This is a genomic window from Streptomyces sp. NPDC059718, from assembly GCF_042733315.1.
In the GTDB taxonomy this organism is placed as follows: domain Bacteria; phylum Actinomycetota; class Actinomycetes; order Streptomycetales; family Streptomycetaceae; genus Actinacidiphila.
Window position 1 is genome coordinate 21,204 of sequence record NZ_JBHWGA010000030.1, and the last position, 22,141, is coordinate 43,344.

A 22,141-nucleotide genomic window follows, 5' to 3' on the forward strand; every position below is an offset into this window, starting at 1 on the left:
GAGGCCGGGGCATGAACAGCGCTCGCGTGCACGGGAGATGGGGGATGAACGCCGGGGGGAGGCGGCCGTCGCGGCTGCCCTGTTTCCTTCGGAAGTGCGTGACGCTCGGGATGTCCATGGCCGGGTCCGTGAACACTTCCCCAACCACTGCGACGCGCCCCGACATTACATGTTTCTTTCGGTGTCACACCGTGTTGGTCAAGATCACCTCTATGGTTGCGCGGAATCCGATCACCTGAATCAGTGAAGGAGTTCCGTGAGCGAGGCAGTCGTCGGTCGTGCGGCCGCACCGGAGCACGATGGTCCGGTCGACATCTGGGCGGCCGTCGCCGCGCGGGCACGTCGTGCTCCTGAGGCGGTGGCGATCGCCGAGCAGGCGGACGTGACGACGTACGCGGAGTTGGCCGAGCAGGTCACGGCCCTTGCGGCGGAACTCGACGGCGCCGGGGTGCGGGCCGGGGATCTGGTCGGGATCCGCCTGCCACGTGGCCGCCGGGCGATCGTCGCGATGCTGGCGGTCCTGCGGGCAGGGGCCGCATACGTGCCCTTGGATCCCGCGTATCCGGCGGAGCGCACGCGGATGATGCTCGAGGACACCCGTCCCCGCGTCGTCGTCGACGAGGACGGGATCTCCGGGTACGGGCCCGCCGGGACCGGGCCTGGGCCCGGACAGCCGGGCACGGCGTACGTCATCTTCACGTCGGGCTCGACGGGCCGGCCCAAGGGCGTCGCGGTACCGCGGACCGCCCTCGACGCTTTCTGCCGCGCCGCGGTGGACCGGTACGGCCTCGACGACCGCGATCGCGTGCTGCAGTTCGCGTCCCTGAGCTTCGACGCCAGCATCGAGGAGATCTTCCCCGCGCTCGTCAGCGGCGCCGCGATCGTGCTGCGCGACGAGGACATGATCAGCCGACCGGATCTGTTCCTGAACCGCTGCGCGGACCTCGCGGTCACGGTCCTCGACCTGCCGACCGCCTACTGGCACGAGCTCGTGACGGCCCTGGTCCGCGGTGAGGCCACCCTCGCGGCGACGGTCCGGCTGGTGATCATCGGTGGCGAGGCGGCCCGCGCCGACCAGGTCCGCGGCTGGCAGGAAGCGGTCGGCACCTCCGTGCAGTTGCTCAACACCTACGGGCCGACCGAGGCCACCGTGGTGGCCACCGTCGCCGAACTGACCCGGTGGAACGGCGACCAGGTGCCGATCGGTCACCCGCTGCCGGGCGTCACCTGCCGTGTCGTCGACGCCGAGGGCGGGCCGGCGGACACCGGGGAACTGGTGATCGGCGGCGCCGGCGTGGCCACGGGCTACCTGCACCGGCCCGACCTCACCTCGGACCGGTTCCGCCCCGGACCCGACGGCGGCCGGGAGTACTGGACCGGTGACCGGGTCAGGCGTGCGTCCGACGGCAGCCTGGTGTTCCTCGGCCGGCTCGACGACCAGGTGAAGATCCGCGGCTTCCGTGTCGAACCGGGCGAGGTCGAGGCCGCGCTGCGCGCGGACGGCACCGTGGCCGACGCCGTCGTCCTGGTGGAGGAACGCGCCGGGCAGCAACGCCTGGTCGGCCATGTCGTCGCACTCCCGGGGACCGACCTCGCAGCGGTGCGCACCGGGCTCGGCCGCCGCCTGCCGCCGTACATGGTCCCCGCCGTGCTGACCGGGCATACGTCGTTCCCGCTCACCCCGCAGGGCAAGATCGACCGGCAGGCTCTGTCGGAGGTGACCGACGAGGCACCCGCGTCCTCCCAGGGCCTGACGCCGGCGCAGGCCGAGATCGCCGAACTGTGGGGCGCCCTGCTCGGCGTCGGTGAGATACGGCCGGACGACGACTTCCTGGCACTCGGAGGCAACTCCCTCGCGGCGGTCCGGCTCATCGGCGCCCTGCGGCAGCGGTACGGAGTGGAGTTGACGCTGAGCCGGCTGTTCGCAGCGCCGACGCTGGCGGCGGTCGCCGAGCTGATCACCGGACCTGCCGAGGTCGAGGAGAGCCAGGCCGACGGCCTGCCCGAGGGGGTGGACCTGGCACTGACCCCGCTGCAACGCGACTTCTGGGTGGCCGAACGCATCTGCGCCGACCTGCCCGCGCACACCCTCGGCGTGCGGTTCCGGTGGAACGGCCGCATCGACATGGCGGCGATGACCAGGAGCCTCGACGCACTCGTCCGGCGGCATCCGCTGCTCCGCGCGCGCTTTCCCGACGACGGGACCGAGCCGCGGATGGTCATCGGCGAGCACGGGCGCATTCCGCTCACCGAGCGTTCCGGGGCGGACGGCGCCGTCACGGTCGACAAGACCGACCTCGTCGGCGGGCCATTGGCGCGGGCCTTCGTCGTCCGCGGCGACAACGACGACGAACTCGTGCTGCTCATCCACCACCTGGTGTACGACGGCTGGTCCGGGGCGGTCCTGTGCGACGAGCTGGCCGCGCTCTACGATGCGGCGCTGAGCCACCCCCGGGCCGTCGACGGACTCAGTTCGGCCGCGGGGCTGCCCGCGCCCGTCGCCGTGCCCGACCTGGCCGCCCGTTCCGCCACCGCCAGGGAGGACGCCGGCCTCGCGGCGTACTGGAGGGAACGCTTCGACGGCGCCGACCTGGAACTGGAGTTGCCGGCGGACCGGCCGAGGCCCGCGGCCCGCTCCTTCGCCTCGGCCCGCATCGGCCGACGGCTCGACCCGGAGCTCCTCGAGCGGCTCACCGACTGCGGCAAGGCCCATGGCGCCAGCCTGTTCATGGTGGTGCTCACCGGCCTGCAGGCCCTGCTGGCCCGCTACACCGGGCGTACCGACATCACGGTCCTGTCGCCGGTGGCCGGCCGCAGCAGCCCCGACCTGGAGGCCGTGGTCGGGCCCCTGCTCAACATCCTGCCGCTGCGGGGTGACGTGGCGGGTGACCCCTCCTTCGCCGAGCTCCTCGGCCGGGTCCGCGACGCCACGCTGCGCGATCTCGATCACCAGGCCCTCGCCCTGCCCGACCTGGTCGGCACGCTGGGGCAGCCCGGCAGCGGAAACCGCAACCGCCTCAGCCCGGTCGTACTCACGGTCCACAACACGCCCGCGCCGCGGCAGCAGGCCGTGCGCTACGTCGGCGAGGTCGCTCCGGCCGCGACCTTGGTGGACCTCTCCGTCAGCCTGGACTTCCCCGCCGGCGGGCCGCAGCTCAGCGTCGACTACGCCACCGAACTGTTCGACGCCGCCCGCATCGAGGCGCTGCTCGGGCACCTGCTGACCCTGCTCGAAGCGGCTGCCGCCGACCCTGGAGCACCGGTCGCCCGTCTGCCCCTGCTCCGCGCGGACGAGCAGCAGCGGATCCTGCACGACTGGAACGACAGCGCCATCGCCCTTCCGGACGCGACCGCGTTGCACCAGCTCTTCGAGCGCCATGCCGCGGTCTCTCCGGACGCACCCGCCGTGACCTTCCGCTCGGCGACCATCAGCTACGGCGAGCTCAACGGCCGCGCGAACCAGGTGGCCCGCAGGCTGCGGGCCGAGGGCGTGGGCCCCGGCGACCGGGTCGCCATCAGCCTGGACCGTGGCGTCGACCTGTTCGTCGCCATGTGGGCCGTGCTCAAGTCCGGCGCGGCGTACGTACCGCTCGACCCGGCCTATCCGCAGGACCGCCTCGACCACATGCTGCGGGACAGCCGGTCGAAGGTGCTTGTCGACACCGAGTACCTCCGGGGACCGCTCCCGTCCGACCGCGGCGACCTCACGCTGGTGAACAGCGGCTCCGACGCGGCGTACGTGATCTACACCTCCGGTTCGACGGGCAAGTCCAAGGGCGTCGTCGTCAACCACGGCAACCTCGTGCACGCCGTCGCCATGTGGCAGCACGCCTACCGCCTCGAAGCCGGTTGGACGTACCAGCAGGCGGCCAGCTTCTCCTTCGACATGTTCGTCGGGGAGACCCTGCGGGCCCTGTGCACCGGCGGCCGGCTGGTCGTCGTCCCCCGGGAGACCCTCCTGGACCCGGCCGAGCTGTACGACCTGATGCGCGCCGAGGACGTCCAGTGCACGGAACTGGTCCCGGCGGTGCTGCGCAACCTGCTCGCGCACGTCCAGCGGTCCGGGCGGAGCCTGGACTTCGTGCGCCTGCTCATCGGTGGCGGCGAGAAGTGGCACGTCCGGGAGTACGAACTGGCCCGGCGGCTGGGCGGACCCGGAAACCGGGTCGTGAACGCGTACGGGGTCACCGAAGCGACGGTCGACAACGTGTACTTCGACGGCCCGGTGCACCACCTCGCCGACGAGGCCCCGCTGCCGATCGGCCGGCCGTTCCCGAACAACCGGGTCTACGTCCTCGACACGCACGGCCGGCCGGTGCCCCCGGGCGTGGTCGGCGAGCTCTACCTCGGCGGTCTGGGCGTGGCGGCCGGATACCACGACCGCCCCGAGCTGACGGCCGACCGCTTCGTGCCCGATCCGTACGCTCCCGAACCCGGCGCCCGCATGTACCGCACCGGCGACTCCGCCCGCTACCACCTCGGCGGCGACGTCGACTTCCTCGGGCGTCTCGACGACCAGGTCAAGGTGAACGGCTACCGGGTGGAGCTCGGTGAGGTCGAAGCCGCGCTCGGCGCGCTCCCGGACGTCGTCGCGTGCGCGGTCGCGGTCCATCCGCTGCCCTCCGGCATCGCCCAGCTCGTCGGGTACGTCGTCACCCACTCCGCCCAGCCGCCGGACGAGACGCTGATCCGCGACGCGCTCACCGCCACGCTGCCCGTGCACATGGTTCCGGCCCGGCTGATGGGCCTGCGGGCACTGCCGCTGACGCCGAACGGCAAGCTCGACCGCCGCAAGCTGCCGCCGCCCGGCGACGACGGCGGCAAGGCGTCCGGCACGGCGCCCCCGCACGCCGCTGGAGGGGCGGATCGCGGCCGCGTGGAGCGAGGTGCTCGGCATCGACGGGGTCGGCATCGACGACAGCTTCTTCGCCCTCGGCGGTGACTCGTTCGGTGCCCTCCGGCTCATCAGGCGCATCGAGCCCGCACCGACCCTGGTCGAGCTGTACCAGCACCCGACCGTACGCCGGCTCGCCGCCCTGCTGGAAGCGCGTGATCCCGCGGTGGCCGGGGAACACAGGCTGCTGCACCGGCTGACGCCCGCCGACGCCGACCCGTCCACCGGCGGGATCACCGTCGTGGCCGTCCCGTACTCCGGGGGCAGCGCCATCGCGTACCAGCCGCTCGCCGCCGCCCTCCCGGACGGCTGGGCCCTGCACGCCGTCGAGTTGCCGGGCCACGACCTGACCCGGCCCGACGACGCGCTGCTGCCCGCGGCCGAGGTGGCGGAACTGGTCCTGACCGAGATGAAGGCGATCGAGGGACCGGTTCTGCTGTACGGCCACTGCCTCGGCGTCGCGGTGACCGTCGAGCTGGCCCGGCGGGCGGAGGAGGCAGGCCTGCCCCTGGTCGGCGTGGGGCTCGGCGCCGGCTTCCCCACGGCCCGGCTGCCCGGCCGGTTCTTCGACTGGTTCTACCGCCTGGTACCCACCGACCGGTTCACCTCCGACCGCGAGTACCTCGCCTACCTGCGCGGGCGTGGCGGCTTCACGGACTTGGACGACCCGGAGCAGGAGGCGTTGGTGCTGCGCAACGTGCGCCACGACGCCCGCGATGCCGAGGAGTACTTCACCGCGGCGTACGGGACCCGCACGGAGCCCCTGAGCGCGCCGGTGCTGGCTGTCGTCGGCGCCCGCGACCGGGTCACCGAGCACTACCAGGAACGCCACCAGGAGTGGCGGCACTTCTCCGCCGACGTCGACCTGGCCGTCCTTCCGAAAGCCGGTCACTTCTTCGTCAAGAGCCATGCGGAGCCACTGGCGCGGGAACTGGTCTCGTTCGCCGGACGCTCCACGCCGGCACCGCAGGAACCGCAGGCGGCGGACCACGTACCGGGCCCCGACCGCGAGCCCCGGCCGGACCGCCCGTCTCGCGGGGACCGTACGTCTGAGGGAGACCGCACGCCTCAGGGGGATCATGCTCCTGAACCGGATCGCCCCTCCCCCGCGGGTCTCGGCATGCGGCGGAGCCGCTTGCTCGAACCGAGCCTGAAACGGTTCGCGCTGGTGGCGTTCGGCCAGTTCGTGTCCATGATCGGCAGTGGGCTCAGCGCGCTGGTCCTCGGCATCTGGGTGTTCCAGCAGACCGGATCCCTCACCGACTTCGCCACCGTCAACGCGATCGGACTGCTGCCCGGCATCCTCGCCGGACCACTGGCCGGAGTCGTCGCCGACCGCTGGGACCGCCGCACGATCATGCTCGCCTGCGACGGTGCCGCCGCGGCGGCCATCGGCACCCTCGGCGCCCTCATGTTCACCGGCGGGATGCACCTGTGGCACGTCTACCTCGCCGTGTCGGTGACCTCGCTCGCGGGAGCGTTCCAACGGCCCGCCTACCTCGCCGCCGTCGCCCAACTCGTGCCGAAGCGGTACCTCGGGCACGTCAGCGGCGTCACCCAGCTCGGCATCAACGTCGGACTGGTCTTCGCCCCCATGCTCGGTGCCGGCCTCGTGGGCCTGATCGGCGTGCCCGGCGTACTCGTCATCGACATGCTCACCTTCGCCGTCGGCGTGCTCACCCTGCTGCCGGTCCGCTTCCCGGACCTGATGTTCCGCCGCCGCGAAGAGCCCTTCCGCACCGAGGTCACCGCGGGCTGGCGCTACATCGCCCGGCGACCGGGGCTGCGCGCGGCGCTGCGCTTCTTCGTCATCGACCACGCCTTCTACACCCTCGGCTTCGCCGTCATCACGCCGATGCTGCTGATCGAACAGAGCCCCGCGGTCCTGGGCCTCGCGCTGGCGGCGGGCGGCCTCGGCGGGCTGGCCGGCAGCCTGCTGATGGGCCTGTGGGGCGGCACCGCACGGCGCGCGAACGGGCTGATCATCTTCATGGGCGTCGGCAGTCTGGCGATGGCGGTCGTCGGCGCCGGAACGGCACCCGCCCTCGTGATGACCGGCATGTTCCTGGTGGCTTTCGGTGAATCCCTCGCCGAGGGCCACTGGATCGCCCTGGTGCAGAGCAAGGTCGGCTTCGAGCTCCAGGGCCGGGTCCTGTCGATCTTCATCACGGTGATGCTGCTGACGATGCCGCTCGGCTACCTCGTGGTCGGACCACTCGCCGAACGCTACGTACAGCCCCTGCTCGAACCCGGCGGCGCGCTCGCCGGCACCGTCGGGCACCTGCTCGGTACCGGACCCGGCCGCGGTCTGGCACTGCTCGTCGTCATCAGCGGCCTCCTCCAGCTGGCGTGGGCGGTGCGCGGGTGGTTCAACCGCCGGCTGCGGCTGCTCGAGGACCACCTGCCCAACGCCGTCCCGCCCGCCGAGATCGGCTCCCGCGACGACCTGCAGCGCGAAGCCGACGCCCTGCTCACCCGGTAAGGAATCCCCTTGTCCCTGTACGAACTGTCCTCTGACGCACCCGTCGACGCCTACGGCACTCCGCTCATCGACGCCGGGGAACTGGTGCCCGGCACCCGGGTCCTGATCAAGGACGAGACCCGGTACGCCTCCGGCAGCCACAAGGAACCCGCGGCCCGGGCCGTCGTGGAGCGCGCCGCTGCCGACGGCTACCACCGGATCGTGATCGCCACCTGCGGCAACTACGGCCGGGCCATGGCCATGGCCAGCGCCGCAGCCGGAATGGCCTGCACCGTGGTGCTGCCGGAAGGCTGGAGCGACGGCGGCGCCTTCATGCGCGCCGCCGGCGCGGACGTGCACCCGGTCCCGGGCACCTACGAGGACGCCGTCGACGCATCACGCCGGCTCGCACTCCTCGACGGATCGGTCGACGGCAACGTCGACGGCCCCTACGTCGACGCGGTCCTCGCCGGACACGGCGTCGTCGCCCACGCGCTGCACCGGGAACTCGGCGAGCCCCCGGCGGCGCTGTGGATCCCCGTCGGCAACGGCACCACGATCATCGCCGTGCATCGGCAGCTTCGGGCTCTCGGCTGGTCGGTGCCCATCCACGGGGTCGGCTCCGCCGCCAACAACCCCGTCGTCACCAGCTGGCCCGGGGAGTACCGGACCCTGCCGCCCGAGGGCGTCGTCACCACCGACCACAACCAGCCCCTGGTCAATTGGCACGCGCTGCAGGGGCCCGAGGCGATGGCGGCGGTCGCCGACTCCGGCGGTGCCGTCCACGGAGTCGACGACGACCAGCTGCGCGCCGCCGCGGCGGTGCTCGCCGCCCGGGGTGCCCGCCCCACCGCCGCCGGATCGGTCGCCCTGGCGGGACTCCTCGGCCATGCCCGGACCACCGCCCTTGCCGGAACCCACGTCGTGCTGCTCAGCGGACGCTGAGTGAACCTCTCACGGAGGATGTTCGATGACCCACGTGGCACCGTCCCCCACGTTGCTGTTCGCCCGGACGCGAACGGCCGCGCGGGACGAACGGATCTTCCTTGCCAAACTGGCCCTGCTGGCCGCGCTGACCACGCTCGGCGCCATCCTCGCACTGCGGTCCGAGCCGCCGGCCGTGGTCATCGGCGTGGTGCTCCTGGCCGCCATGTACACCCACGCCGTCGAGCTGCAGCACCAGGCCCTGCACCACTCGGCCTTCCGGAGTGCATGGCCGCACCGCCTCGTCGGAGTGCCGCTCGGCATCCCGATGCTCGTGGTCTACAGCCACTACCGGGTCCGGCACCTGCAGCACCACCGCTACCTCGGTACGCCGCAGGACACCGAGTTCTTCGGCTTCGACACCCGTGAACCCCTGACGAAGGCGATGCTCCTGCGCGGACTGTTCGACTACCGGCGGCTCGCGGTGGTCGTCCGCGACGTCGCCCGCGCGGCAACCGGTCGCTGGCAGTACGAACTCGGCGACATCAGCCGGAAGATGCGCCGCCGGGTGATCACCGAGCACCTCGTCCTCGGCGGCGTCATCGCCCTGGTGGGCGTCCTCACCGCCGCCGGCTACCACGAGGAGGTGCTGCTCTTGTGGCTGCTGCCCCTGGTGCTCGCAGTGCCGATGCACTTCCTCGTGGAACTGCCGGAACACATCCTCTGCGACACCGACACCGCGGATGTCCTTCGTAACACCCGTTCCATCCGCGGGAGCTGGTTCAGCACCTGGTTCACCAACGGCAACAACCTGCACATCGAGCACCACGCGGCGATGAGCGTCCCGATCAACCGGCTTCCCACCCGCCACGCGGAAACCGTCCGGTACGCCGTGCACGTGGAACGGACCTACCTCGATTTCTACCGCGCCCTGTGGCAGGCGGTACGGCGCTGAACCGGAGGCAGCCGAAGGTGCGTCCTCCGGCTGCCACCACCCAGCTATCCGCCTTTGGCAGCAACCCGTTCAGTGCGGTGGCGGTGCCGGGTCCAGGGCGTTGCCGACGGTGCAGCCGCCCTCTCCGGGCATCCGCTGGATCCGGGGCGGCACCCACACCTCGGTGGCGCCGGGGCCCACGCGGGCAAGAAGGCAGTCCTGCGCGTCAAAGCCGTTGCCCTTCACCGACAGGAGAACGCCGACCAGGCCGCCGTCCGCCTTCACTTCAGTACGGATCGCCGGATCCAGGTCCAGGGCGGCGAGCGTACGGCGCACCTCGGCTTCGTCCACCCGGCCGCCCTCAGGTACCCGGGGAAGTTTCGCGCGGAGCTCCTCGTAGGGCAACCGTGGCGGTTCGGGTGGTGGGGCGAAGGTCAGCGGAGGGCCATCCGGGCACTCCACGTCACGGGGATCCTCACGCCACTCCGACCTGGGCGACACCCGCACCGCAAAGCAGCGCCGCACGACGACTTCCTCGGGGTCGAACCATCCGTTGTACGCCGATCCGGACGTGCGGACGACCACGTCGACACCGTCCCCATCGTGTGTCGAGGTACCCGTCACCCGCATCACCTCCACGCCGTCGATGCCGGAAGCGGCTCGCCCGACCTCCTCGGCCGTGCGCGGACGCTGGCCGTAGAGCCGCTCACCCGCATTCCTGGCCACCTCCCGTGCGGCGTCCGTCGCCTCGTCCTCGGAGGACTGCACCACCCCGCAACCGACGGTGAACAGCAACAGTGGGGCGAGCAGCAGTAGTCGGCGCATGCGTCCACCCTTTCGGCACCGCACGCGGCGGGTAACGGTTCGCGTACTCAGACCGGCGTGGGCGATCGTACTCAGCCGGTGCGGCGATCAGACGTGGGCGCACCCCGTGAGGTTCCGGCGGCGCGCGTGAGAATGCTCAGTCAATACAGAATTCGTTGCCCTCGATGTCCAGCATGGGGATGCACGACTCGTTTTCCTCATCGGCATAGAGCGTCTGCACATGGGTGGCGCCGAGCGCGACCAGTCGTGCGCACTCAGCTTCGAGCGTGGCGAGGCGCTCGTCCCCCACGAGCCCGGTGCCGACCCGGACGTCGAGATGCACCCGATTCTTGACGATCTTGCCTTCGGGGACGCGCTGGAAGTACAGGCGCGGGCCCACGCCTGAGGGATCACTGCAGGCGAACCATGAACCCTGCTCCGCAGGAGGCAGGGTGCCGTTGAAATCCTCCCAGGTGGCGAACCCCTCCGGTGGCGGCGGTACGACATACCCCAGCACCTCGCACCAGAAACGAGCGAGGCGCTCAGGTTCCGCGCAGTCAAAGGTGACTTGGAACTTCTTGATCGCTGACATCGGCGCACCATAGCAGGCGGACTCGCGGACTCCGCCGCTCATTTCCCCAGACGGATCCGCACCGGTCGTCGAGGGGGTGTACGGGCAGATCACCCGGGACCTGCTGTTGTGGAGGCTGAACAGCGGCAACGGCTACTGGTTCTTCTAGATGACGGCTGCCAAGAGTTGGTGGCCGTAGGCGGTCGGAAGGGGTAGGTGCGGGTCGGTCCGTGGCGCCGGGGTCGGCATCACCGAGGGCCAGCGCCCAACGGCAGACGGCCTGCCCGAGCAAGGTCCCGCCCGCTCCACCCGGTGCACCAGACTGCCCGATTCGCGCGGCTGTTCGCACGCCGCTTCCCGTCCCCCTTCTCGTGGGTCCACGGCATCACAGAGGGGGGAGGGCAGCGGTGGGGGTCCCCTGCGCCTCCGGGTGCGGCTGTGCGGGCGCCGGCGGTGCGTCCGGTACTCCAGCCGCAGTGCGTGATGAGCCGTGGGGCAGAGTAGGGGCATGTCTACGTACGAGACGATGTCGTTCCACCTTGAGACCGAGCGGCCGATACTGCGGCCGTGGGCCGGGTCGGACGCCGCTGAGTTCAGCGCCCTCCTCTCCGAACGCGGCAACGGCACGCCCACGGTCGAGCGCATCCGGACGGCCATCGCGGAGCTGCTCACCGCGACGGAGAGCACGGGGATCGCCCTGCTGCCCATCCAGCGTCGCGATGGAGGCGACTTCATCGGCTATTGCGGGCTGATCATCGGCCGCTCCACCTTGGACGAACCTGAAATCGCCTATGAGTTGTTCCAGCGCGCGCATGGGCACGGTTACGCCACCGAGGCGGCCCGCGCGGTACTCGACGCCGCAACAGCGACCGGGCGGAAACGACTCTGGTCGACCGTCGGTACGTGGAACACAGCCTCGTTGCGTGTCCTCGAGAAGCTCGGGTTCGAGCGGGATCACGTTTCCATGGAGGACAACGGCGAAGTGGTGTGGCTCACCCGCTCGTTGCCGTGAGTGCCAACCGCCGGATCCGGCGTCGGGGTTCGACCCGCGTGAACCGGCCAGGGTCTGCGCTGTGACCAGCGGCCACGTGATCGTCTGTCCTCGCATACCGATGATCAACGGCGGCGCACCCATGTCTGCACGGCCTTTACCGGCAAGATCATGATCTGCGGCCGGCCTACCAACCCTGTAGCACCGGGGGATGTGTGCCGCCTGCGACGTCGAATTCTCCGGGGCGGATTTCCTCGCGGCAGTGGCTGCACGTCGTCAGCGGGTGCAGTTCGGCGCCGCAACTGTGCCGGAACACGGCCTTGGGCTCGCTGTCGCCGGTGTGGCGCTCGCCCCACTCCTTGAGCGTGAGTATCACGGGGATGAGGTCCACCCCGGCCTGGGTGAGGTGGTACTCGAAGCGGGCGGGGCGCTCGGAGTACTGCTGCCGCACGATGACTCCGGCCTCTTCGAGGCGTCGCAGGCGGCCGGTCAGCAGGGTGCGGGGGGCGCCGGTGAGTTTCACGAGGTCGGAGAAACGGTGGAAACCGTAGAGGAGCTCGCGCAGCACGGGCAGCGAGTAGCGGTCACCGAGGATCTCGAGTGCGTCGCTCATCGAGCATTCCCGCGGGGTTGGTATCGATTCCGGACTCACACTGTTACGGTACACGTCAGTGAGTACAAAAAATGGACTCGCCAGCTGAAGGGGCACGTCACCAAGACGCGGTTCACCGAGGGGCTGCGCATGATGCCGGCCCTCAAGACGATCGTCATCGGCTGTGTGGACCCCCGTGTCGACCCCGAGGCGGTTCTCGGTGCGCAGCAGGGGGAGATCGCGGTCATCCGCAACGTGGGCGGCCGCGTCACGAAGCGGACGCTGGAAGAATTGGTGATGCTGCGCAGGGTGACGCAGGCGGCCGGCGCCGATCTCGGTCCGGGGTGGGAACTGATCGTCCTGCAGCACACGAACTGCGGCATCATCCTGCTGGAGGACCAGCCCGAACTGCTCACCCCCTACTTCGCGACCGATGAGGCGGGGCTGGCCGAGCAGGCGGTCAGTGATCCGCATGCGGCCATCGCCCACGACGTCGCCGCCCTTCGCGCGGAGGCCCGCCTGGAGGGGGTGCGTGTCTCGGGTCTCCTGTACGACGTGTCCACCGGCGAGGTCGAGACCGTCGTCGCCCCGTAGGCCCGCCGACAGGGCCGGGTCCGTCACCCCCCGCGATCAAGCGCCTGGAGTTGTCATGACCGACGTTGACGAGCTGGTGCGGCGCAATGCCGACTTCGTCGCCGAAGAGTTTCCGACCGGGCCGAGTCTGACCATCAACCCCACCGGCAACATGATGGTCGTCGGATGCGTCGACCCGCGGGTGGACCCGTCGTACGTCCTGGGCCTCAAGCGCGGCGAGGCGGCCGTGATCCGCAACGTCGGAGGCCGCATCACGCCGGCGACGCTGCGCACCATGACGATGCTCGGCAAAGTCGGCCAGGCCAACCCCACTGGCAAGGCCGGCGGGCCCTGGAACCTGGTGATCCTCCATCACACCGACTGCGGCATGACCGACCTGGCACCCTTCGGCGACCTCCTCGCCGAGTACTTCGAGGTCTCCCCCGCCGAACTGGCCGCCAAGTCCGTCAGCGACCCCTACGGTTCCGTACGTGTGGACGTCGACGTCATCCAACGGGAGGTCAGCAGGCCCGACTTCCTGGTCTCCGGCCTCGTGTACGACGTCTCCTCCGGAACGGTCGAGGTCGTCGTCCCGCCCACCGCCGTCCCGACGGCCTGATCCCGGCCTCCCTGCAGCACGAACGGACATCGGACCGCCATGTGCGACACCACCCACGCCTCCGCGCGCGACGCGGAACTGTCCGCCCCGCGACCGGTCCCAGGCAGCGCCGTGGACCCGATCACCCTCCAGCCCGTCGACGAGGTCCGCGTCACGGTCTTGATGGACAACACCTTCGACGCCCTGCTGGTCGGCGACGAACACACCACCAGGACCGGATTCGGCCCCGCGACCACCGCGGCCGGCCAATTCGAAACGGGCCACACGGCAGTGGGCCTGCTGGCCGAGCACGGCTTCTCCGCCCTGGTCACGGTCCGCCGCGACGACCGCGAGACCATGCTGCTGTTCGACGCGGGTCTGTCGCCGTCAGGTCTGGTCACCAACGCCGACCGGCTCGGAATCGGACTGAGGAACCTGCAGGGCGTGGTCCTCAGCCACGGCCACTTCGACCACGCGGGAGGCCTCGGCGGCCTCGCCCGCAGGCTCGGCGCCGCCAGGATGCCGATGGTCGTCCACCCTCATGCCTGGACCCGACGCCGTCTCCACACCCCGCAGAGCACCTTCGACATGCCCACCCTCAGCAAAAGGGCGCTCAACGCGGAGGGATTCGAGGTCGTCGAACGCAGTCAGCCCTCCCTCCTCGTCGACCGAAGCGTGCTCATCACCGGGGAGGTGGACCGCACCACCGATTTCGAGCACGGCATGCCGGCCGCACACCAGGCGTGGCGCGGTGACCACTGGGAGCACGATCCGCACGTCGTCGACGATCAGGCTCTGGTGGTGCATCTCAAGGGCCGCGGCCTGGTCGTACTGACCGGCTGCGGTCACGCGGGAGTCATCAACATCGTCCGCCACGCACAGCGGCTGACCGGCGTACGGTCCCTCCACGCCCTGCTGGGCGGCTTCCATCTGACAGGCCCCGCCTTCGAACCCGTCATCGCTCCCACGGTCAGCGCACTCACGGACTTCGCCCCACATCTCATCGCCCCGGGGCACTGCACCGGCTGGCGGGCCCAGCACGCCCTGGCAGCGGCCATGCCGGACGCGTGGGCCGCCGGCAGCAGCGGCACCACACACCGCCTCACTTCTCAGGCGTCCGTTCTTTGAGCCCTGCCGTGCGGGAGGCCATCCAGTGGTGAGGCATCGGCTGCCCTGGGCCGCGCCGGTGGGGACGCTCAGGCGTCGGGCCCTGCTATCGACCAGCCGGGTGCATTGGGTGTCCAGTGAAGCCCTCGGCCGTCGATGCCTTCCCCGCAGACGCCGCACACGGTGGTCGGCTGAACACGGTGACCATGGTGTTCCACGATCATGGGAGGCTCGCTGACCGCCCAGCGATCGCCCCAGGCCAGGAGACTGATGAGCAAGGGGAAGAGCTCCTTGCCGGCCTCGGTGAGGTGGTATTCGAATCGGGTCGCCTGGTATTCGTGCTTTTCGAGGATGCCGCTGGCCACGAGGGATTTGAGCCGCGCTGCCAGCCGGTCGCGCGGCGCACCGGTGTTGCGGGCGATCTGGCTGAACCGCCGATTGCCGAACATGATCTCGCGAGCCACCAGCAACGACCAGCGGTCGCCGACGAGTTCGAGCGTGGCCGCGGCTGCGCAAGGCCTTCCGGGGACTACGGGAAATTCGGGCATGTCTCAGCATAACAATCCATGGTTTGCCCATCAAACCGTCGGCCGTCGGCTTGATCTCGACTTCAGGCCCGTTGGACAGTCGCGGGCTTGACTTGGAGGCACCCCACTCACGCTGTTATGGTTTGAAAACCAAACCATATGGAGGACGGTCCATGACTGCTCGAGTCACCCCCTACCTCAATTTTGGCGGCAATGCGCGCGAAGCGATGGAGTTCTACCAGTCGGTCTTCGGCGGTGCACTGGACATCACCACGTTCGAGGATTTCCACAGTGCCCAGGACGCCGGCCAGCGGAACCTGGTCGCTCACTCGATGCTGAAGGGTGACGCCGGCGTCACCCTCATGGCATCGGACACCCCGGCCCCGGAGGACCACAAGCCCCACGGTTCCTTCTCCGTGGCCCTTGGCGGTGACCAGGCGGACCTCACCAGGTACTGGTCCAGGCTCACCGAGGGCGGGACCGTCTCAGTGCCCTTCGCCAGGTCTGCCTGGGGTGCACTGCATGGCCAGTGCGTCGACAAGTTCGGGACAGCCTGGCTGGTCAACGTGACTGCCCCGGCCACCGCCTGAACTCACCATCAGCGGTGCCGCGCACCTCAGCCCTCTTGCCCGAGCCGTAAGGAAAGATCTCGGGCAAGAGGGCTTGAGCGTGATGAGTGGACCGTGGTTCCCCTCCAGCCGCAGATCGCGATCATGGATGGCGAGACCACTGGTCACTACTCTGGCGACGTGGCCGAGACCTGGGACGAGCAGCAATTGATCGCGGACGGTTTCGAGCGTACGCACGTCGATTTGGAGTGGTACGACGGGCCCCGCAAGGGGCTCGCAGACATCGATGGCCTTCCGCACTATTACGAGGGTCGCGACTACGACCACGCAGACGAGGCCGACGAGTACTACGTATGGCCCGCGAGCGAAGCGGCAGTGGCGATGGAGCGCGAGCAGTGGGCGATCTTCGTCAGGTGGAACGAGCGGCATGAAGCCGCCGGGATGGTCGAGACGGAGAGTCATCCAGCCCTCGGCGGGGTCGATGCCCGTTATGACGAACTGGATGTGCTGCTCGCGCCTCATCGTCAGGCACCGGACGGTGCTCGACGGCTCGTGGGTGAGGTGCGGTTCGACGATGGCGACCGCTACCGAGTCGACGGGGTCGACCACTGGTTCCGGTGGCGTCCAAGCAAGTGAGGCCGCCCTCGTCTCTCGCAGTCCTGGAGCGGCGGCCCATGCGGTACTCACCGCTCATGCCGAGTGGCTCGATACGTCAACGGCCGTGCCGTAGCGAGCCACTCGACGTCCGAGCCGCGAGGGCCCCTGCCGGGGATGGCCCGGTGGGGATGGTCGGCCCTCAGTTCATCGAGGGTCGGATCCCGCTCTCAGACGGGGCAGGGCTTGGACGACACCCGCGGCAAGGCCAAGGGTGGCGAAGACCCACCAGATGTGCTGGAAGTTGTCGACCCCCGGGCCCGTCCTCGAGGTTCCCAGGAGGGCGACGAAGATGCTCACTCCCAAGACCGCGCCAAGTTGCCTGAAACTGGAGTTGATCGCGGAGCCAACGGCGAACTGAGCCGGGGGAAGTTTTGCGACGGCGGCGCCGGACTGGACCGGCAGGGTCAAACCGATACCCAGGCCGGTGAGCAGCGTCCAGGGGAGCCAATGAGCGACCCAGTGCGGCGAGCCGTCGACGAACAAGGCGAACCCGAGGCAGCCGAGGGCCCAAGTGACGGCGCCGGCGACCAGCACGCGTCGGTGTCCGACGACCGTGGCGAGCTTCGTGGTGGAACGCGCGATGACGGTGACGACAACCGGTCCCGCGGAGCTTGCGAGCGCCGCACGCAGTACCGAGTAGTGCCACACGGTCTGCAGGAATATCAAGTTGGCAAGAAGGAGACCAAAGAATGCGGTCGAGAACAGCAACGTTGCGACATTTATCTCCCTGAACTGACGCTCCTTGAAGAGAGTGAGGTCCATCACCGGCCGTGTGGCCTTCGAGGTGCGCCACAGGAAGACGGGAAGTGCGACGGCAGCTCCGATGAACCCGGCCACCACCCATGGATCAGACCATCCTCGTGACGGTCCCTCGATGATGGAGAAGCTGAGAAGTGCGGGGATCGCAGCCACAAGGAGTGCCCCGATGGGGTCGGGTATCCCGGAAGCACGCGGGTCGCGGGACTCGTGCAGGAGAGGTTTGCCGAATCCCACGATGACTGCTGCGATCGGAATGTTGACCAGGAATATCCATCGCCATGAGGCGTATTCGGTCAGAAGCGCCCCGAGCGTGGGGCCGACAGCTGCCGCAGCGGCGGCCATGGCACCCCAGACGCCTATCGCGACGTGCCGGCGAGCGGCAGGGAACTCGTGAAGGACCAGCGCCAGCGAGGACGGCACGACGAGTGCAGCGAAGACCGCTTGCAGGGCACGCGCGGTGATCAGCACTCCGGCGCCCGGAGCCAGGCCGCACAGGGCGCTCATCAGCGCGAATCCAGCGATGCCGATGATGAATACGTTCTTGCGCCCGTACCGGTCGGCGAGTCGGCCTGCCGGGATGAGCATGGCCGCGAACACCAGGCTGTAGGCGTTGAGGACCCAAGCGAGGTGTCCGGCTGTGGTGTTGAAGCTATGACTGATGGTCTCGAAAGCTATGTTGACGATCGTGGTGTCCAGAAAGACAACGAAGGCACCGAGGCTTCCCAGAGCGAGCACCCAACCGGCCCGCCGATTGACTTCATACGCCCCACCTTGAGAGTTGCCGTCAGGGGGTCTTGAACTCTCTTTGACAGAGGCGCGCTGTGCATTGGTCATGGTGCACCACTCCTAGTGTGCTGTTGTGATGTGCAGCTTGCTCGGGTACGGTAGCAGCGCATGGTTTGAAACTCAAACCATGCATGGTCAACGGATGCAGCGGCGATGAGAGGTTCAGGGTGCATAGCCGGTTCGAGTTCGTGGACGTCGGGAATACGCCCCACCCGCAGCCCTGAAACCAGCCCGGGGCCGGGTTTTGTCGCATCGCGGATCAGGCGTTGCTGTCGCGTCCACTCAGGCACTTCACCGCACGATCAGTGACTACCGTAAGCAAAGCGGTCAGGCGGCAATCCGCTTCTGCCGCTTCAGATGAAAGGGCTCGTGCAGTTGAACACATCGGAGATCCGGCGACCGACGCTGATGGTCATTCACGCGCACCCGGACGACGAGGCCAGCCAGACGGGCGGCACGCTTGCCCGATATGCGGCGGCGGGGTATCGAACGGTTCTCGTCACCTGCACCGACGGTGGGCAGGGTGACGGGGTCGGTGGTTGTAAGCCGGGCCACCGTGACCATCGGCCGGAGCAGGTCGCCGCGCGGCGGTCCGACGAGCTGGCGAAGTCGGCACGTGCGCTGGGCATCAGCGACGTGGTCCAACTGGGCCATCCTGACTCGGGAATGCCCGAATCGGTGAACGACATCGATCCTCGCGCGTTCAGCAGACTCGAAGGCGAGCCGATGATCCGGCAAGTCGAAGCGCTCATGCGGAAGTACCAGCCGGACGTGGTCGTGACCTATCCGCCCAACGGGCTCTCGAACCATCCCGATCACATCCGTACGCATCAGCTGACGGTCGCCGCGCACAGCCGTATCCGGGAGGGCGGCGGATTTCCGGTTCAGCGCGAGGGTGGCACGGCTCCGTACCGGCGCATGCCGAAGCTCTACTACATCGCCCTCTCCGTCTCACGTCTCAGGGCGGCACGAACCCGGACGGAAGCGATCCTGGGGCCTGGCACCTGGACTCCTCCGCTGGAAATCGGCGTCACCGATGACAGCCTCACCACGGTCGTGGACATATCCGGATTCTGGACCCACAAGTTGCAGGCGCTTGCGGCACACGCCAGTCAGGGGGATGCCTCCGCCCTGCACCGAGTGCTGAGCGTGGCCGGTCATGAGAACCCCGTTGAGGAGTACATCCTCGCCGATCCCCCGCGGACCGACGGCGAACTGGAAAGCGACCTGTTCCAGGGCACACTCGGGGGCCGTTGAGCCCCGCTCCCCGTAGCGTCGGTTCCTCGACGCGGGCGGGGCGGCGGGCCCGCCGCGGACGTCCTTCCTGGCGACGACGTCACGGCGCATTCCTCCCATCACCTCGACCACAACACCGTCGGGCCGTCCGGCCGTGTGACCCTGCGGCGTTCGCTGGGTCACACGGCCGGACGAATTCAGTGGGCCTGCACAGAGTGGCCCTGGTCCGCAGGCAGGGCACTCGGGATCGGCTCCTGACCACCGCGCTCGCGGAGCTCTCGACTAGGGTGGTTTGAATGTCAAACCAAACGCAGCATACACGTCGTGGTTTGGAAACCAAACCAACAAGAGACTCCCTCGCGGTCGCCCTGGACGCGATCAGCGATCGATGGTCCCTGCACATCGTGCGGGCCGTGGCTTTCGGCGCCTCGCGCTACACGGACATCCTCCGAGACGTCGGAGCTCCCAGGGACGTCCTGTCCTCCCGGCTCCGAAAACTCACCGAGTCCGGCATTCTCCAGCCCCACTCGCCCGAAAAGGGGCGACTGGCGGGGTACGAGCTCACCCAGAAAGGGCGGGACCTCGGACAGGTGATCCTGGTGCTCAAGCGCTGGGGCGACACCCATGGCGAGGACGCCGTGCCCCGGATCGACTTCATCCACGACGTCTGCGGCGAAGTGTTCGTCGCAGAGGTCTGCTGCCGGGCATGCGGCAAGCCGATCCGGTCGGGGGAGTTCTCGGTCCACCACGCACCCGAGGGGTGCTGACCACTCGGGCCGGAAGCAACCCCCTCACCGATTCGGCCTGGCGGCCACCCCGGTCGTGCACTCGAAGGATGGGTGTGAACCTGGAAACGGGTACGGCCGCCGCGCAGTGGCACGGGCGGCGCATGGTGATACACGGAGGTGCAGCACCGTGTCGGAGGAGACATCAGTGGACAGGACCGATGAGCAGCCCCGCTCGGAGCTGTGGAAGTCGCAGTTGAAGACGCTGCAAGACGTCAAGCCGCCTTTCGTCCCGGAGGGCGCCACATCCATGACCATCATCGTCTGGCGGGAGCCCGGCGACCCCGGCGCTCCTCCGCACCGGCACTCGGGACCGGCTTTCGGCTACGTCACCGAGGGTGCGGTGCGTTTTGAGCTGGAGGGCGAGCCGGAGCGCGTGATCAAGGCCGGTGAGACGTTCTGGGAGCCGGGCGGGGACGTGATCCACTACCAGGACGGCAATGCCCTGGAAGACGAGCGAACCGAATTCCTCGTGACCATGCTCTGCGCGCCGGGCCAGCCGATGCTCACCGTGGTCGATGAGGATGAGCTGGCCCAGCGCGCCCATCTGCGTGCTCCGCGCCCCGCCGCGGGCTGACACGCGGGACGACAGTTCGGCGATCGCGAAGAGCTTCAGCGCCATGACACTTGGTAAGCAGCTCCCCCGGGATCGGGCAGCAGGGACCGCGGGGCTCAGACCACGATCTTGCGCGGGTTGAAGTTGCCACCCGGGTCCACAGCGTCGAAGAGGCCCGACATGACCGCGACGCCCTGCGCCGAGATGTCCTCCTCCAGCCAGGGCGCGTGCTCCAGGCCCACCCCGTGGTGGTGCGAGATCGTGCCGCCGGCGTCGACGAACGCCTGCTGGATCGCGCGCTTGACCGTGTCGTACTCGCCGAGCGGGTCGTCGCCGAACACGAAGGCGAAGGTGAAGTAGAGGCAGGCGCCGGAGTGGTACGAGTGCGACATGTGGCACATCGTCCAGCCCTTGCGGCCGAGCTTTTCGTAGGCGCTGTCGGCCGCGTCGTAGACCGCCGCATGGATGCCACGGAGCTTCGACCACGGACCGGCGGTCTCGCTCACATCGCCGGCGGCACCGTGGTCGAGCAGGAAGTCCCGGATGTACGGCGTGTCGAACTTCTTCTGGTCGTAGAGCGCACCGGGTCCCTTGCCGACGCCGATGCCGTGGTGCTTGCGCACGATCCGGTCGACGATCGACTTCTGACGCTTCGCGTGCGCCGTGCCTCCTTCGAAGCCGATGAATGAGAGACAGATTTCGTCGAGGTCCCAACCACGCCGCTTGAGATACGCCATGAGGCCGGCCTGCGCCTTCTTGGCGACGCCCTTCGACTCCTTGGTCGTCGCGAGCGAGAAGCCCGTCTCGTGCGCGTCCGAGATACGGGTGACCGAGGGCGAGGCGTCGCTCTCGGCGATCTCCTGCATCGCGGCGAGGCCGTGGTCGAAGTTCTTGAAGAAGTAGGCGTAGATGCCACGCCTCTCGGGGAGCCGGTGCACCTGCACCGTGACCTCGGTGATGACGCCGAGCCGCCCCTCCGAGCCCACCACCATCTCCCGCACGCTCGGCCCGGTCGACGCGCTCGGAACGGCACGGATCACGAGGACCCCGCCGGCCCGCACGACACGCAGTCCCTTGACGATGTCCGCGATGTCGCCGTACTTGTCCGACTGCATGCCGGACGAGCGCGTGGCGACCCACCCGCCGACCGAGGAGTGGGTGAACGAGTCGGGGAAGTGCCCCATCGTCCAGCCGCGCCGGTTGAGTTGGGCCTCGAGATCAGGGCCCAGCGCCCCGGCTTGGATGCGCGCCAGGCCGGAGTCGGTGTCGATCTCCAGCACGCGGCCCAGGCGGCCGAGGTCGAGCGAGACGACCACCCGCGACTCGTCCGGGTGCGGCTCGAGGCTGCCCGCGATGTTGCTGCCGCCCCCGAAGGGAATGATCACGGCGTCCGTCTCGAGGGCCGCGTCGACGACGCTCTGCACCTGCGTCTCGTCGGCCGGGTAGACGACCACGTCGGGAGTACGCGCGATCTCACCGGCTCGGAGGCGGACCAGGTCACGCAAGCTCTTGCCGTACGTGTGGACGACCCGGGACAGGTCGTCGACGACGGCGTTCCCGGGCCCGACGATCCCGCTCAGGACTGCGACGAACTCCTCCGGCGCCGTCGAGGCCGGCACCTTCAACTGCGAGAAGTCGGGCTGTTCGGTGCGCTCGCCCGCCCGGAGATCGAGACCGACGGCCTTGTGCACGAACGGCGCGAAACCGGGTTTGTCCTCGTGATGGAAGCCGACGCCTTCCACGCCCCAGCCCCACCACTTCATGTGCCTCACATCGCCGATGCTCATTGCGTCGGTGCGGGAGGTGGGTTCGGTCAC

At 69.2% G+C, this 22,141-nt stretch carries 19 protein-coding genes; 13 read left to right on the plus strand and 6 right to left on the minus strand.

All coding sequences use genetic code 11. The features are described from left to right. Positions 1 to 256: 256 nt before the first annotated feature. Genes ACFV3E_RS29655 through ACFV3E_RS29670 form a run of 4 tightly spaced genes read left to right on the plus strand, consistent with a single transcriptional unit; the run spans position 257 to position 9,234 of the window. Entirely contained in the window at positions 257 to 4,942 is a 4,686-nt protein-coding gene (locus ACFV3E_RS29655) for an amino acid adenylation domain-containing protein (RefSeq protein ID WP_500537443.1), read from the plus strand. Next, positions 4,887 to 7,376 (plus strand): MFS transporter, encoded by a 2,490-nt coding sequence (locus tag ACFV3E_RS29660; protein ID WP_500537444.1) that lies wholly within the window; start codon positions 4,887 to 4,889, stop codon positions 7,374 to 7,376. Before ACFV3E_RS29655 ends, ACFV3E_RS29660 begins: the two co-directional genes overlap by 56 nt. A gap of 9 nt (positions 7,377 to 7,385) precedes the next feature. Next, positions 7,386 to 8,300, plus strand: a complete 915-nt coding sequence (locus ACFV3E_RS29665; protein WP_500537445.1) for a pyridoxal-phosphate dependent enzyme — start codon at positions 7,386 to 7,388, stop codon at positions 8,298 to 8,300. Between the two features lie 25 nt (positions 8,301 to 8,325). Next, positions 8,326 to 9,234, plus strand: coding sequence for a fatty acid desaturase family protein (locus ACFV3E_RS29670; protein ID WP_500537446.1), 909 nt, complete (start codon positions 8,326 to 8,328; stop codon positions 9,232 to 9,234). A 69-nt stretch (positions 9,235 to 9,303) separates the two neighbouring features. Here ACFV3E_RS29670 and ACFV3E_RS29675 read toward each other — a convergent pair whose 3' ends face one another. Continuing rightward, a complete protein-coding gene (locus tag ACFV3E_RS29675) occupies positions 9,304 to 10,038 on the minus strand; it encodes a translation initiation factor IF-2 (protein WP_500537447.1) in 735 nt (244 codons plus the stop codon). A gap of 136 nt (positions 10,039 to 10,174) precedes the next feature. Then, positions 10,175 to 10,609, minus strand: coding sequence for a VOC family protein (locus tag ACFV3E_RS29680; protein ID WP_500537448.1), 435 nt, complete (start codon positions 10,607 to 10,609; stop codon positions 10,175 to 10,177). Positions 10,610 to 11,096: 487 nt separating this feature from the next. On the opposite strand from ACFV3E_RS29680, the gene ACFV3E_RS29685 reads away from it, so the two are divergent. Then, a complete protein-coding gene (locus ACFV3E_RS29685; RefSeq protein WP_500537449.1) occupies positions 11,097 to 11,600 on the plus strand; it encodes a GNAT family N-acetyltransferase in 504 nt (167 codons plus the stop codon). A 166-nt stretch (positions 11,601 to 11,766) separates the two neighbouring features. On the opposite strand, the gene ACFV3E_RS29690 is transcribed toward ACFV3E_RS29685, so the two are convergent. Further along, entirely contained in the window at positions 11,767 to 12,192 is a 426-nt protein-coding gene (locus ACFV3E_RS29690) for a winged helix-turn-helix transcriptional regulator (protein ID WP_500537450.1), read from the minus strand. A 129-nt stretch (positions 12,193 to 12,321) separates the two neighbouring features. On the opposite strand from ACFV3E_RS29690, the gene ACFV3E_RS29695 reads away from it, so the two are divergent. From ACFV3E_RS29695 to ACFV3E_RS29705, 3 genes are read left to right on the plus strand one after another with little or no spacing between them, the layout of a single operon-like run. Continuing rightward, complete coding sequence (locus tag ACFV3E_RS29695; RefSeq protein ID WP_500537451.1) at positions 12,322 to 12,765, plus strand: carbonic anhydrase; 444 nt, start codon at positions 12,322 to 12,324, stop codon at positions 12,763 to 12,765. A gap of 55 nt (positions 12,766 to 12,820) precedes the next feature. Continuing rightward, on the plus strand, positions 12,821 to 13,363 hold the full coding sequence (locus tag ACFV3E_RS29700) for a carbonic anhydrase (RefSeq protein ID WP_500537452.1): 543 nt from the start codon (positions 12,821 to 12,823) through the stop codon (positions 13,361 to 13,363). 39 nt (positions 13,364 to 13,402) lie between these two features. Then, on the plus strand, positions 13,403 to 14,470 hold the full coding sequence (locus tag ACFV3E_RS29705; protein ID WP_500537453.1) for an MBL fold metallo-hydrolase: 1,068 nt from the start codon (positions 13,403 to 13,405) through the stop codon (positions 14,468 to 14,470). A gap of 68 nt (positions 14,471 to 14,538) precedes the next feature. On the opposite strand, the gene ACFV3E_RS29710 is transcribed toward ACFV3E_RS29705, so the two are convergent. Further along, a complete protein-coding gene (locus tag ACFV3E_RS29710) occupies positions 14,539 to 14,997 on the minus strand; it encodes a winged helix-turn-helix transcriptional regulator (protein WP_500537454.1) in 459 nt (152 codons plus the stop codon). 152 nt (positions 14,998 to 15,149) lie between these two features. On the opposite strand from ACFV3E_RS29710, the gene ACFV3E_RS29715 reads away from it, so the two are divergent. Then, positions 15,150 to 15,566, plus strand: a complete 417-nt coding sequence (locus ACFV3E_RS29715; RefSeq protein ID WP_500537455.1) for a VOC family protein — start codon at positions 15,150 to 15,152, stop codon at positions 15,564 to 15,566. Positions 15,567 to 15,659: 93 nt separating this feature from the next. Next, complete coding sequence (locus ACFV3E_RS29720) at positions 15,660 to 16,181, plus strand: hypothetical protein (protein WP_500537456.1); 522 nt, start codon at positions 15,660 to 15,662, stop codon at positions 16,179 to 16,181. Positions 16,182 to 16,346: 165 nt separating this feature from the next. Here the strand turns inward: ACFV3E_RS29720 and ACFV3E_RS29725 are convergent, their stop codons facing one another. After that, positions 16,347 to 17,795 (minus strand): MFS transporter, encoded by a 1,449-nt coding sequence (locus ACFV3E_RS29725; protein WP_500537457.1) that lies wholly within the window; start codon positions 17,793 to 17,795, stop codon positions 16,347 to 16,349. A gap of 309 nt (positions 17,796 to 18,104) precedes the next feature. On the opposite strand from ACFV3E_RS29725, the gene ACFV3E_RS29730 reads away from it, so the two are divergent. From ACFV3E_RS29730 to ACFV3E_RS29740, 3 genes are all read left to right on the plus strand, one after another. Next, entirely contained in the window at positions 18,105 to 19,004 is a 900-nt protein-coding gene (locus ACFV3E_RS29730) for a PIG-L deacetylase family protein (protein WP_500537458.1), read from the plus strand. 275 nt (positions 19,005 to 19,279) lie between these two features. Then, on the plus strand, positions 19,280 to 19,750 hold the full coding sequence (locus ACFV3E_RS29735; RefSeq protein WP_500537459.1) for a winged helix-turn-helix transcriptional regulator: 471 nt from the start codon (positions 19,280 to 19,282) through the stop codon (positions 19,748 to 19,750). 166 nt (positions 19,751 to 19,916) lie between these two features. Then, positions 19,917 to 20,345 carry a cupin domain-containing protein gene (locus ACFV3E_RS29740; protein WP_500537460.1) on the plus strand — a complete coding sequence of 143 codons (429 nt, stop codon included), beginning with the start codon at positions 19,917 to 19,919 and terminating at the stop codon, positions 20,343 to 20,345. Positions 20,346 to 20,440: 95 nt separating this feature from the next. Here ACFV3E_RS29740 and ACFV3E_RS29745 read toward each other — a convergent pair whose 3' ends face one another. After that, the gene (locus ACFV3E_RS29745) at positions 20,441 to 22,141 is read right to left on the minus strand and encodes an FAD-binding oxidoreductase (protein ID WP_500537461.1); all 1,701 of its coding nucleotides are present in this window, start codon (positions 22,139 to 22,141) and stop codon (positions 20,441 to 20,443) included.

Coding starts and splice junctions, on each gene's coding strand:
- ACFV3E_RS29730 (WP_500537458.1), top strand. CDS start 18,105: ATGAAAGGGCTCGTGCAGTTGAACACATCGGAGATCCGGCGACCGACG.
- ACFV3E_RS29680 (WP_500537448.1), bottom strand. CDS start 10,609: ATGTCAGCGATCAAGAAGTTCCAAGTCACCTTTGACTGCGCGGAACCT.
- ACFV3E_RS29705 (WP_500537453.1), top strand. CDS start 13,403: ATGTGCGACACCACCCACGCCTCCGCGCGCGACGCGGAACTGTCCGCC.
- ACFV3E_RS29670 (WP_500537446.1), top strand. CDS start 8,326: ATGACCCACGTGGCACCGTCCCCCACGTTGCTGTTCGCCCGGACGCGA.
- ACFV3E_RS29700 (WP_500537452.1), top strand. CDS start 12,821: ATGACCGACGTTGACGAGCTGGTGCGGCGCAATGCCGACTTCGTCGCC.
- ACFV3E_RS29715 (WP_500537455.1), top strand. CDS start 15,150: ATGACTGCTCGAGTCACCCCCTACCTCAATTTTGGCGGCAATGCGCGC.
- ACFV3E_RS29735 (WP_500537459.1), top strand. CDS start 19,280: ATGTCAAACCAAACGCAGCATACACGTCGTGGTTTGGAAACCAAACCA.
- ACFV3E_RS29690 (WP_500537450.1), bottom strand. CDS start 12,192: ATGAGCGACGCACTCGAGATCCTCGGTGACCGCTACTCGCTGCCCGTG.
- ACFV3E_RS29685 (WP_500537449.1), top strand. CDS start 11,097: ATGTCTACGTACGAGACGATGTCGTTCCACCTTGAGACCGAGCGGCCG.
- ACFV3E_RS29710 (WP_500537454.1), bottom strand. CDS start 14,997: ATGCCCGAATTTCCCGTAGTCCCCGGAAGGCCTTGCGCAGCCGCGGCC.
- ACFV3E_RS29695 (WP_500537451.1), top strand. CDS start 12,322: ATGATGCCGGCCCTCAAGACGATCGTCATCGGCTGTGTGGACCCCCGT.
- ACFV3E_RS29675 (WP_500537447.1), bottom strand. CDS start 10,038: ATGCGCCGACTACTGCTGCTCGCCCCACTGTTGCTGTTCACCGTCGGT.
- ACFV3E_RS29725 (WP_500537457.1), bottom strand. CDS start 17,795: ATGACCAATGCACAGCGCGCCTCTGTCAAAGAGAGTTCAAGACCCCCT.